A 12,750-nucleotide genomic window follows, 5' to 3' on the forward strand; every position below is an offset into this window, starting at 1 on the left:
ATTTGTGCGCAACACCATCCTGGTAGGCCCGATGGGGGCTGGCAAGAGCACCATCGGGCGCATGCTGGCCAAGGAGCTCCGCCTGCCCTTCAAGGACTCCGACAAGGAGATCGAGCAGCGGACGGGCGCCAACATCCCCTGGATATTCGATGTCGAAGGGGAGGTGGGTTTCCGGGAGCGCGAGCACGCCGCGCTCGCGGCGCTCTGCCAGTGCGAAGGGCTGGTGTTGGCCACTGGCGGAGGCGCGGTACTTCGGGAAGACAATCGCGAACTCCTGCGGGCCGGCGGACGCGTGATCTATCTGCGTACCTCGGTGGAGCAGCAACTGGAGCGCACCGCCCGGGATCGTAATCGTCCCCTGCTCCGGGGTGTGGATCCGCGAGGCGTGCTCAGCTCGCTCATGGAAGTTCGTGATCCCCTTTACCGCTCGGTGGCCGATATCGTCGTGGAAACCGACGAGCGACCGCCGCGTCTGGTGGTTACGGAAATCCTCGACCGGCTGCGTGCCCTGGGCGCGCGTGAAGGCTCTGGTCGAACTGCGCTATCCTAGCTTTTCTTTCTCCGCTGGGGGTCCCATGCAGTCACTTCAGGTCGAACTCGGCGACCGCAGTTATCCCATCTACATCGGCGAGCGCCTCCTTGAGGACGGCGATCTGCTCAAGCGGCACATCCGTGGCAAGCAGGTCGCCATCGTCTCCAACGAGACAGTGGCGCCGCTTTATCTGGAGCTTGTGCTGCGCGCGCTGGCGGGCTTCTCGGTGACCTCCGTGGTACTTCCCGATGGCGAAGCGCACAAGAACTGGCAGACCCTTCAGCTGATCTTCGACGGACTGCTCGAGGCGCGGCATGATCGGCGCACCACGGTTGTCGCCCTCGGGGGCGGTGTGATCGGCGACATGGCTGGATTTGCCGCGGCCTGCTATCAGCGCGGGGTGGATTTCATCCAGGTGCCGACCACCCTGTTGTCCCAGGTCGATTCGTCGGTGGGCGGCAAGACGGGTATAAATCACCCGCTCGGCAAGAACATGGTTGGTGCCTTCTATCAGCCTCAGGCCGTGATCATCGACACCGGGACCCTTGTAACGCTTCCCCCCCGAGAGCTGTCTGCCGGTCTCGCCGAGGTAATCAAGTATGGTCTGATCTGCGATGCGCCTTTCCTGGACTGGCTCGACGAGCATCTCGATGACTTGCGGGCGCTCAGGGCCGAATCACTGACCGAGGCCATTCGTCGCTCCTGTGCGGCCAAGGCGCGGGTGGTCGGGGCTGACGAGCGTGAGGCTGGAGTGCGAGCAACGCTCAATCTGGGGCACACCTTCGGCCATGCCATCGAAACTCACATGGGCTATGGTTGCTGGCTGCATGGCGAAGCGGTCGCGGCTGGGACCGTGATGGCGCTGGAACTGTCCCGCCGGCTCGGCTGGATCGATGTGGGGGCGCGCAATCGCGGAGTGAGGCTGCTGCAGCGTGCCGGGTTGCCGGTGGTGCCACCCATGGAGATGCAGCCCGAGGACTTCCTGCGCCACATGGCCGTCGACAAGAAAGTGCTGGATGGCCAGTTGCGACTCGTATTGCTGCAAGGCCTGGGGAAGGCGGTGGTCACCGCCGACTATCCGCGGACCGTACTCGAAGACACCCTGACAGCCGACTACTCCGCTATCCAGGCGGCTGCGGCAGCTTAAGAGAATGACATGATCGCTTCGTCTGCCCCCGACACCTACCTCGACAGCTATGGGTTCACCCATGACCCCTTCGCGGCTCGGGTGCCTGGCTTCAAGTTTTTCCCGGCCCAGCGCAAGCCGGTGCTGGGGCAGTTGCATCACCTGGCGCGATACAGCCAGCTGCTGTTGGTCGTGACTGGGCCGGAAGGCAGCGGCAAGTCGCTGCTTCGACAGGCGTTGGCGGCCAGTAGCAACAAGCAATCGGTGCAGTGCATGGTTGTCACTCCGGGCTTGGGTGAGAGCGACTCGATCGCCCAGCTCGCCAGGGCGCTGGGAGCAAGCGGCACGAGCCGCGAGGCGATCATGGCGCAGGTGGGGCAGGCAACGCTCAATGGGCTGGAGATCTACCTTCTGGTCGATGATGCCGAGCGCGTCGATGAGGTGACGCTTCAGTTGCTGCTCGACATGGCTGCCGGTGGACCGGAGGGGCGGGCGCATGTTTTCCTGTTCGGTACCGAAGCGCTGGTGTCGACTCTCGAGGCGAGCGCGGCTGACAGTGAGGCTTTTCATGTAATCGAACTGCAGCCTTACAGTCTGGGCGAAACGCATGCCTATTTGATGCAGCGCATCGAAGGAGCCGGTGGCGATACCGAATGCCTTGACGACGAACAGGTCAAATACATCCATCAGCAATCCGGCGGTTGGCCGGGTTCGATCAATCGTGTAGCGCGTGAGGTGCTCATCGAGGCGGTGGGCGAAGAATCGGTCGGGCCGGTGCGTCCCGGCTCCTCGTTCAGTCTGCCATGGAAGCACCTTGCCGTTGCTGGGGTGGTGCTTGTCGGGGTGGTTATGGCGTTTGTCTTGCAGCGGCCAGGCGATGGTGCGCTTCAGCCGCAAACTACGACACTGGCGCTAGAGCCGCTGCCAGTGGAAGCGCGTGTACAGTCGAGTGCCCCGCTGGTGGGTGAGGAAGGCCCTGTCGAGCCGGGTCCGGTGATGCGTGAGCCTCTCGCATCGGTGGCCGGGGCCGAGCGGGGGGGGCAGCCTTTGGCGCCGGCGGGTTTGCCGGCTCCGGTGGAGGTGCCCTCTATACCTGTTGCGCAGTCGCCTTCGGTCCCGGCCGTGGCAGCGGATGTGGCTGCAGGCTCAGCCGCAGCGCCGCAACCGCAACCGCAACCGCAACCGCAACCCACGCCTGCGCGTACCCCGGAGGTTGCGGCCGCGCCCGCAGCGCCTGCCACTCCGGCAGTGGCGGGAGCCGGGGCCTGGTATCTGGCGCAGCCTTCCAATAATTACGTGCTGCAAGTTCTGGGAACCCGCTCGGAGCAGACGGCGCAGTCCATCGCCCGGCAACATGGCTCCTCTTATCGATATTTCGTCAAAACCCATGAGGGCAAGCCGCTCTATGTAGTCACTTATGGAAGCTTCGCTACCCAGCAAGCCGCGCGGGCGGCTGTCAAGAGCCTGCCGGGTTCCCTGCAAGGGGGTAGCCCCTGGGCTAGAAGTCTCGCCAGTGTTCAGCAGGAAATAAAAGAGGGGCGCTAGAAGGAGTTCCTTGGCGCTCCGATAAAATCCGTTTTTATTGTTGTTTTATCTCCAACTGCCTATGTAAACTGCTCAGCCTTTTGCCCGCGCTAACTCTGGGCTTCGCTCCATTTCGTTGGCAAGGGGTTGATTCGCAACGAAATTAGCGGGTGGAGAGCCTATGAAAGCAGGTTTATACAGTCCTGAAGAATTCAAGGATAACTGCGGCTTCGGTCTGATTGCCCATATGCAGGGCGAGGCAAGCCATCACCTGCTGAAAACTGCCATTGAATCTTTGACCTGCATGACCCATCGCGGCGGCATCAATGCCGACGGCAAGACGGGTGACGGCTGCGGTCTGTTGATGCAGAAACCTGATGCCTTCCTGCGGGCTGTAGCCAGCGAAGCGTTCGGTGTCGATCTGCCCAGTGCCTACGCCGTCGGCATGCTGTTTCTCAGCCGGGACGACGCCAAGGCGAAGGCTGCACGCGAGTGCGTCAACGACAAGATTGTCGGTGAAGGCCTGAGCCTGGTCGGCTGGCGCGAGGTGCCTGTCGATCCTAGTGTCCTGGGCCGGCTGGCGCTTGAGCGCATGCCGCGTATCGAGCAGGTTTTCGTTAGCGGTGAAGGCCTTTCCGATCAGGCGCTGGCGGTAAAGCTCTTCTTCGCCCGCCGTCGGGTCGAGGTCGCGCTCCAGGACGACGATGAGTTCTATGTGTGCAGCCTCTCGCACAAGGACATCGTCTACAAGGGCCTGATGATGCCTGCGGACCTGGAACAGTTCTATCCGGATCTGGGCGATCCGCGCATGGCGACGGCCATCTGCGTCTTTCATCAGCGCTTCTCCACCAACACCTTGCCGAAGTGGCCGCTTGCGCAGCCGTTCCGCTTCCTGGCTCATAACGGTGAAATCAATACCATCACCGGCAACCGCAACTGGGCCAAGGCGCGGCGCACCAAGTTTGCCAGCGATCTGCTGCCTGACCTGGGCGAACTGGGCGAGGTCGTGAACCGGATCGGTTCAGACTCCTCCAGCATGGACAACATGCTCGAGCTGCTGGTCACCGGCGGCATGGACCTGTTCCGCGGGTTGCGCATGATCATTCCACCGGCCTGGCAGAACGTCGAGACCATGGACCCGGATCTGCGCGCGTTCTACGAATACAACTCCATGCACATGGAACCGTGGGACGGCCCTGCCGGCGTCGTGCTCACCGATGGTCGCTACGCGGTCTGCCTGCTCGACCGCAACGGGCTGCGTCCGGCCCGCTGGGTCACGACCAAGAACGGCTACATCACACTTGCATCGGAAGTGGGCGTCTGGGATTACAGGCCCGAAGATGTGCTGGCCAAGGGGCGTGTCGGCCCGGGGCAGATTCTTGCAGTCGACACCCTCACTGGCGAGATGCTGCAGACCAATGACATCGACAATCGCCTGAAGAAGTCGCGGCCCTACAAGAAATGGCTGCGTGACAATGCGCTGCGTATCCAGTCGGTGCTCAACGACAACAACTTCGGTTCGCCTTTCTACGATGCCGATCAGCTCAAGCAGTATATGAAGCTGTATCAGGTGACCTTCGAGGAGCGCGACCAGGTGCTGCGGCCGCTCGGCGAGCAGGGCCAGGAGGCGGTAGGCTCCATGGGCGATGATACGCCGATGGCGGTGTTGTCCCGACGCGTTCGCTCCCCCTACGATTATTTCCGCCAGCAGTTCGCCCAGGTCACCAACCCACCGATCGATCCGCTGCGCGAATCCATCGTCATGTCGCTGGAAACCTGCCTGGGGGCCGAGCGCAATGTGTTCGAGGAAACCGGCGACCATGCCAATCGAGCCATCCTCACCACGCCGCTGATTTCGCCATCGAAGTGGCAGAGCATCATGACGCTCGACCGCCCCGGGTTCGAGCGTCAGCTGATCGACCTCAACTATGACGAGGCGATCGGCCTGGAAGCCGCGGTACGCAATGTTGCCGACCAGGCAGAGGAAGCGGTACGCGCCGGCAAGGTCCTGCTGGTCTTGAGTGACCGTCATATCCAGCCGGGCAGGTTGCCTGTACATGCGGCCCTGGCCGTCGGTGCGGTGCATCACCACCTGACCGACAAGGGACTGCGTTGCGACGCCAATATCCTGGTTGAAACTGCCACCGCCCGTGACCCGCACCACTTCGCCGTGCTGATCGGGTTTGGCGCCACCGCGGTCTATCCCTTCCTTGCCTACGAAGTGCTGGGCGATCTGATTCGTACCGGCGAGATCCTTGGGGACCTGCAGGAAGTCTTCAAGAACTACCGCAAGGGCATCTCCAAGGGCCTGATGAAGATCCTGTCGAAGATGGGCATCTCGACCGTGGCTTCCTACCGGGGAGCGCAGTTGTTCGAGGCGGTCGGCCTGTCTGACGAGATCTGCGAGTTGAGCTTCCGAGGGGTCGCCAGCCGGATCAAGGGGGCGCGCTTTGTCGATCTCGAAGCCGAGCAGAAGGCGCTCGCTGGCGAAGCCTGGAACAACCGCAAGCCGATCCAGCAGGGCGGTCTGCTGAAATTTGTCTACGGCGGCGAATACCATGCCTACAACCCTGACGTGGTCGGCGCACTGCAGGTCGCGGTGCAGCAGGGCGACTTCCAGAAGTTCAAGGAATACAGTGCGCTGGTCGACAAGCGTCCGGTGTCCATGCTGCGTGACCTGCTGAAGGTCAAGGAAGCCGCCGAGCCCCTGGCGCTCGAGCAAGTCGAGCCCCTGCAGGAGATCCTCAAGCGCTTCGATTCCGCCGGTATTTCGCTGGGCGCCTTGTCGCCCGAAGCGCACGAGGCTATCGCCGAGGCGATGAACCGTCTCGGTGCGCGCTCCAACTCCGGTGAAGGCGGCGAAGACCCGGCACGCTATGGCACCGTCAGAAGCTCGAAGATCAAGCAGGTCGCCACGGGGCGCTTTGGCGTCACGCCGGAGTACCTGGTGAATGCCGAGGTCTTGCAGATCAAGGTGGCCCAGGGCGCCAAGCCCGGCGAGGGCGGCCAATTGCCCGGCGGCAAGGTGAATCCGCTGATTGCCCGGCTGCGCTATGCCGTGCCCGGCGTGACCTTGATCTCGCCACCGCCTCACCATGACATCTATTCCATCGAAGACCTGGCTCAGCTGATCTTCGACCTCAAGCAGGTCAACCCGACCGCACTGGTTTCGGTGAAGCTGGTCGCCGAGCCGGGCGTTGGCACCATTGCCGCTGGCGTTGCCAAGGCCTATGCCGACCTGATCACCATTTCTGGCTATGATGGTGGCACCGGCGCTTCGCCGTTGACCTCGATCCGATACGCGGGCAGCCCCTGGGAGCTCGGCCTGGCCGAAGCGCACCAGACCCTGCGGGGCAATGATCTGCGTGGCAAGGTGCGAGTGCAGACTGACGGCGGCCTGAAGACCGGCCTCGACGTGATCAAGGCCGCCATCCTCGGCGCCGAGAGCTTTGGTTTCGGCACCGCGCCGATGATCGCGCTGGGCTGCAAGTACCTGCGTATCTGTCACCTGAACAACTGTGCCACCGGGGTGGCGACCCAGAACGACCGGCTGCGCAAGGAGCACTTCATCGGTACGGTCGAGATGGTGATGAATTTCTTCACCTTCGTTGCCGAGGAAACCCGCGAGTGGCTGGCCAGGCTGGGCGTGCGCAGCCTCCAGGAGCTGATCGGTCGTACCGATCTGCTGGAGGTGCTGCCGGGTGACAGCGACAAGCAGGCGCATCTGGACCTGACCCCGTTGCTGGGCAGTGATCATGTGTCCGCCGATCAGCCGCAGTTCTGTCAGGTGGAGAGGAATCCGCCGTTCGATCAGGGACTGCTGGCCGAGAAGATGGTCGAAATGGCCAAGGACTCGGTGGCGACCAAGGCTGGCGGTGAGTTCGAACTCGAGATCTGCAACTGCGACCGATCCATCGGTGCGCGGGTCTCCGGCGAGATCGCCAGGCTTCATGGCAACAAGGGGATGGTCGATGCGCCCATCACCTTCCGCTTCAAGGGCACCGCAGGCCAGAGCTTTGGCGTGTGGAACGCCGGTGGTCTCAATCTCTATCTCGAAGGGGATGCCAACGATTACGTGGGCAAGGGCATGACCGGCGGCAAGCTGGTGCTCACCCCGCCGAAGGGCAGCCAGCTGAAGAGCCAGGAGTCGGCCATCATCGGCAACACGTGCCTTTATGGCGCAACCGGTGGCCGGCTGTTTGCCGCTGGCACTGCGGGCGAACGTTTCGCGGTGCGCAACTCCGGAGCCCACACCGTGGTGGAAGGCACCGGCGACCACTGCTGCGAGTACATGACTGGTGGTTTCGTCTGCGTGCTGGGCAAGACCGGCTACAACTTCGGCTCCGGCATGACCGGCGGTTTCGCCTATGTGCTGGACATGGACAACACCTTCGTCGACCGCCTGAACAATGAGTTGGTCAACATCCAGCGCATCACCGGCGAGGCCATGGAGGCCTATCGTCACCATCTGGTGGGCGTGCTCCGTGAGTACGTCGACGAGACCGGCAGTGCCTGGGGCAGTGAGTTGCTGGAAAACCTGGACGACTACCTGCGGCGCTTCTGGCTGGTGAAACCAAAGGCGGCCAATCTGGCGTCGCTGCTGTCCGACACTCGGGCCAACCCGCAATAAGTCAGCCGCAAGCCGCAACTGCCCCGGTCGGCAGTTGCGGCATCTGATGAGTCTTGCAGCTTGACGCTTGTCGCTGCTGTTACGAGGTTATGAAATGACTGATCGTCTGAACAACGATTTCCAGTTCATCGAGGTCGGGCGCAAGGATCCGAAGAAAAAGCTGCTGCGCCAGCGCAAGAAGGAGTTCGTCGAGATCTACGAACCCTTCAAGCCGCAACAGGCGGCCGAGCAGGCGCATCGCTGCCTCGGGTGCGGCAACCCCTATTGCGAATGGAAGTGCCCGGTTCACAACTACATTCCCAACTGGCTGAAGCTGGTTCATGAAGGGAACATCCTGGCCGCGGCGGAGCTGTCGCACCAGACCAATACCCTGCCAGAAGTCTGCGGTCGGGTCTGCCCTCAGGACCGCCTCTGCGAGGGGGCCTGTACCCTGAACGACGGTTTCGGTGCGGTCACCATCGGCTCGGTGGAGAAGTACATCGCCGACACCGCCTTCGCCATGGGCTGGCGTCCCGATATGTCCAAGGTCAAGCCGACCGGCAAGCGCGTCGCGATCATTGGTGCCGGCCCGGCCGGACTGGGCTGTGCCGACATCCTTGCGCGCAGTGGCGTGACCCCGGTGGTGTTCGACAAGAATCCCGAGATCGGTGGCCTGCTCACCTTCGGCATTCCCGAGTTCAAGCTGGAAAAGAGCGTGATGACCCGCCGGCGTGAAGTCTTCACCGGCATGGGCATCGAGTTCCGCCTGAATACCGAGATTGGCAAGGATATCGAGATCGACCAGTTGCTCGAGGAGTACGACGCAGTCTTCATGGGCATGGGCACCTACACCTACATGAAGGGCGGCTTTCCCGGTGAGGACCTGCCAGGTGTCTTCGACGCGCTGGATTTTCTCATCGCCAATGTCAATCGCAACCTGGGTTTCGAGAAGACCCCGGAAGACTACATCGACATGGCTGGCAAGCGCGTGGTGGTCCTAGGCGGCGGTGACACCGCCATGGACTGCAACCGTACCTCCATCCGCCAGGGCGCCAAGAGCGTCACCTGTGCTTACCGCCGTGACGCTGCCAACATGCCGGGCTCGCGCCGCGAGGTGAAGAACGCCAAGGATGAGGGCGTGAAGTTCCTCTTCAACCGCCAGCCCATCGCCATTGTCGGCGAAGACAAGGTCGAGGGGGTCAAGGTCGTCGAAACCCGCCTGGGCGAGCCAGACGCGCGGGGACGGCGTAGCCCCGAGCCGATTCCCGGTTCCGAGCAGGTACTGCCGGCCGATGCGGTGGTTATTGCGTTCGGCTTCCGCCCGAGCCCTGCGCCCTGGTTCGAGCGCCTCGGCATCGCCGTGGACAACCAGGGACGCGTGGTGGCGCCGGAAATGGGCGAGTTCAAGCATCAGACCAGCAACCCGAAGATCTTCGCGGGCGGCGATATGGTGCGCGGCTCCGACCTGGTTGTGACGGCAGTGTTCGAAGGCCGTCAGGCTGCCGAGGGCATCCTGGACTACCTGGGCGTGTAAAGCCGGCGCCAGGCTGCGACCTGGCGTGCTGACCTGAATCAAGGTGTTCTGCCAAGGCACGGTCTCGACCGTGCCTTTTCTATTGGGCTTTGCGACAATGCCCGGCACTTTTTTGCTGGAAGCCGACATGACCGCTCTGAAGAACGACCGCTTTCTCCGTGCCTTGCTCAAGCAACCTGTCGACATGACCCCCGTGTGGATGATGCGCCAGGCCGGCCGTTACCTCCCCGAGTATCGGGCAAGCCGCGCCAAGGCGGGCGACTTCATGAGCCTGTGCATGAACCCCGAGTTTGCCTGCGAAGTGACCTTGCAGCCGCTGGATCGCTATCCCCTGGACGCCGCCATTCTCTTTTCCGACATCCTCACTATCCCCGACGCCATGGGCCAGGGCCTGTACTTCGAGACTGGCGAGGGACCGCGTTTTCGCAAGGTGATCGACACTGTCGCGGACATCGAGGCCTTGCCGACCATCAATCCGGAGCATGATCTGGGTTACGTCATGGAGGCCGTGCGCACCATTCGCCGAGAGCTGAACGGCAGGGTGCCTCTGATCGGCTTTTCCGGCAGCCCCTGGACGCTGGCCACCTACATGGTGGAGGGCGGTTCGTCCAAGGATTTCCGCAAGGCGAAGGCGATGCTCTACGACACGCCTCAGGCCATGCACATGCTGCTGGACAAGCTGGCCCAGGCGGTCACCGCCTACCTGAACGGGCAGATCCGTGCCGGTGCGCAAGCGGTGCAGATATTCGACACCTGGGGCGGCGCGCTGTCCGATGCGGCCTACCGTGAGTTCTCCCTGTTCTACATGGAGCGCATCGTCCATGGCCTGATCAAGGAGCAGGACGGGCAACGTATTCCGGTCATTCTCTTCACCAAGAATGGCGGACAGTGGCTGGAGGCGATGGCCGAGACCGGCGCCCATGCGCTGGGCCTGGACTGGACCTGCGACATCCGCGGCGCTCGCGCCCGCGTGGGTGACAAGGTCTCGCTACAGGGCAACATGGACCCGAGTGTGCTTTACGCCAATCCTCAGGCCATCCGCGCCGAAGTGGCGCGCATTCTCGAGCGCTACGGCCATGGCAGCGGACATGTGTTCAACCTTGGCCATGGCATCACGCCCGAGGTCGATCCCGCGCACGCCGGCGCTTTCATCGAAGCCGTGCACGAGCTGTCCGCGCAATATCACGACTGATAGTCGGCGATAGGGCGATCGCTAGGGCTGCTTGTAGTGGCCCGGCGTATCGCCTTTGGGATGAGCGTGGATCCTGGAAACACGGATGTCGGTGATGCCGTGATCGGTGGCGTAGTGCAGGATCTCTTCCGGCTTGGCGTCGAGCGAGGGTGCGCTGCCGCCCCCTAGATCAGCCTGGTGCCGCTGGATCAGGTGGTGGGCAGCGACGTGCTGCTCGAGGTGCTCGTCCGCAGCGTCGATTACATCGTTCATCGGGTCGTTGTTGAAGATGTAATTGATCTCGAATTTGTGATCGTCAGACATGGGTATCTCCGGTCATGCGCTTATGGGGCTATGACTGAGATGTCCTGTCTAACGTTCCTGCCGGGCGTCCGTAGTTCAGCGTCGGGTGGTCCTGCTCATACCGGCGTGAGCGGGAAGAACAGTGGAATCACCAGCGATGCCACGATCCACAAAAGGATGTTCAGCGGGATGCCGACCTTCAGGAAATCGGTGAAGCGATAACCACCGGCGTTGTAGACAAAGGTGTTGGTCTGGTAGCCGATCGGGGTGGCGAAGCTGGCGCTGGCGGCGAACATCACGGCAACGACGAAGGCGCGCGGGTCGACGCCCAGGTGCTGGGCAACGCCGATCGCGATGGGAGTGACCAGCACCGCAATGGCATTGTTCGACAGCAGCTCGGTCAGCACCGAGGTGACCAGATATATGAACGACAGCATCAGCAGCGGGCCGGCCCAGGGCAACCAGCCCATCGTGGTGGTGACCATCACGCCGACCAGGCCGACCTTGTCCATGGCGATGCTCACCGCGAGCATGCCGAAGATGAGGCTGAGGATCTTCCAGTCGACTGCCTTGTAGGCGTCGTCGACGTCCAGGCAACGGGTGGCCAGGACCACCACCGCGCCGATCATGGCCAGACCTTCGATGGGCATCACTCGTAAGGCAGCCAGCAACATCACGGCGAGCGCGACGAGAATGGCGATCGGTGCCTTGTCGCGGCGAAAGGCGCGCTCCTGCACGGTATTGAGGCTGATCAGTTCGCCATTGTCGGCGAACCGCTTGATCTGCCCCGGCGTCCCCTCCACCAGCAGGACATCGCCGAACTGCAATTCGAAGTCGTCGAGGTTGCCGGAAATGTTCTCGTCCTGGCGATGCACGGCGAGCACGGCGATACCGTAGCGCGCCGTGAGGTCCAGGTCGCGCATGGGGCGGTGGCTATAGCGGGAGTTGCGACCGACGATGGCCTCGGCGAGCATCACGTCATGGCTGCTGACGGTCTCGAATGCCTCGTTGCGGTTGAAGGCCAGCCGGCCATTCTCGCGCAGCTCCACCACGTCCTTGACCTGGCCATGGATCACCAGCAAGTCGCCCTGGGCCAGCACCGTGTCGTGCTGCGGCTCGGTCAGCTCGCTGTCCTCGCGGAAGATCTTGAGCACCTTCAACCCGCTGCCGCCATTGAGATTGGCCTCACCGAGAGTCTTGCCGATCACCGGCGAGCTGTGCGGTACCAGAAGTTCGCTCATGAAGGTGCGTGCCAGGTCCTGTCGCAGTTGCCGGGACAGGGTCTCGCGCTCAGGCAGCAGGCGCTTGCCGATGGTGAGCATGTAGATCATGCCCGCAGCGGCGAGAAAGAGCCCGGCCCCGGTGATCTCGAAGATCCCGAAGGGCTCCAATCCGGCCTTGCGTGCCACGCCGTCGACAAGAATGTTGGTCGAGGTGCCAAGCAGGGTCAGGGTACCCCCCAGAATGGTGGCGTAGGACAGCGGGATCAGCAGTTTCGAAGGCTGGGTTCCGGCTCGGCGGGCCAGGGAGATCGCCACAGGGGTGAGAATGGCCACCACCGGCGTATTGTTTAGCGCCGCCGAGATCACCAGCGCCGTCACGGTGATGCCGATCAGCACCCGGGTCGGGCTGGTGCCGACCAGGTTGCCCAGCCAGTTGCCGAGCGCGTCGACGCAACCGGTGCGTTCCAGCGCTGCAGAGATAACGAACATGCAGGCAATGGTGACCGGCGCGGAGTTGGACAGCACCGAGAGGACTTCGGCAGGGCTCAACAGCTGTGTGATGAGCAGGGCGGCTACAGCGATCGCAGCCACCACGTCCGGGGTATAGCGCTCCCTGACAAAGGCGTAAAGCACCCATACCAGCAGGGCGGCAACAAACCAGATCGAGAGGGATTCGGGAAGCATGAGCGTCCTTTCAGGGGCGAGATGAAGCAGTTGCCGAAGATAAG

8 protein-coding genes are annotated in these 12,750 nt (G+C 62.7%); 6 read left to right on the top strand and 2 right to left on the bottom strand.

The features are described 5' to 3' along the window. Positions 1–4: 4 nt before the first annotated feature. The 6 genes from aroK to hemE all read left to right on the top strand — a co-directional run bounded on the left by aroK (position 5) and on the right by hemE (position 10,517). The gene (gene aroK / locus ACFOMF_RS08220) at positions 5–550 is read left to right on the top strand and encodes a shikimate kinase AroK (protein ID WP_386363481.1); all 546 of its coding nucleotides are present in this window, start codon (positions 5–7) and stop codon (positions 548–550) included. A 25-nt stretch (positions 551–575) separates the two neighbouring features. Next, a complete protein-coding gene (aroB, locus tag ACFOMF_RS08225; RefSeq protein ID WP_386363484.1) occupies positions 576–1,679 on the top strand; it encodes a 3-dehydroquinate synthase in 1,104 nt (367 codons plus the stop codon). A 9-nt stretch (positions 1,680–1,688) separates the two neighbouring features. Continuing rightward, positions 1,689–3,203, top strand: coding sequence for an SPOR domain-containing protein (locus ACFOMF_RS08230; protein ID WP_386363486.1), 1,515 nt, complete (start codon positions 1,689–1,691; stop codon positions 3,201–3,203). Between the two features lie 160 nt (positions 3,204–3,363). Beyond that, positions 3,364–7,812: a glutamate synthase large subunit gene (gltB, locus tag ACFOMF_RS08235; protein ID WP_386363489.1), complete on the top strand. Its 4,449-nt coding sequence runs from the start codon at positions 3,364–3,366 to the stop codon at positions 7,810–7,812. 94 nt (positions 7,813–7,906) lie between these two features. Next, complete coding sequence (locus ACFOMF_RS08240; RefSeq protein WP_386363491.1) at positions 7,907–9,325, top strand: FAD-dependent oxidoreductase; 1,419 nt, start codon at positions 7,907–7,909, stop codon at positions 9,323–9,325. Positions 9,326–9,452: 127 nt separating this feature from the next. Next, the gene (gene hemE / locus ACFOMF_RS08245; RefSeq protein ID WP_386363494.1) at positions 9,453–10,517 is read left to right on the top strand and encodes a uroporphyrinogen decarboxylase; all 1,065 of its coding nucleotides are present in this window, start codon (positions 9,453–9,455) and stop codon (positions 10,515–10,517) included. A 21-nt stretch (positions 10,518–10,538) separates the two neighbouring features. Here hemE and ACFOMF_RS08250 read toward each other — a convergent pair whose 3' ends face one another. Together ACFOMF_RS08250 and ACFOMF_RS08255 are read right to left on the bottom strand one after the other, a co-directional pair. Then, positions 10,539–10,820: a hypothetical protein gene (locus ACFOMF_RS08250; RefSeq protein WP_386363497.1), complete on the bottom strand. Its 282-nt coding sequence runs from the start codon at positions 10,818–10,820 to the stop codon at positions 10,539–10,541. Between the two features lie 95 nt (positions 10,821–10,915). Then, the gene (locus tag ACFOMF_RS08255) at positions 10,916–12,706 is read right to left on the bottom strand and encodes an SLC13 family permease (RefSeq protein ID WP_386363499.1); all 1,791 of its coding nucleotides are present in this window, start codon (positions 12,704–12,706) and stop codon (positions 10,916–10,918) included. Between the last annotated feature and the right edge of the window lie 44 nt (positions 12,707–12,750).

This window comes from Stutzerimonas tarimensis (assembly GCF_042648805.1).
Lineage (GTDB): Bacteria > Pseudomonadota > Gammaproteobacteria > Pseudomonadales > Pseudomonadaceae > Azomonas > Azomonas tarimensis.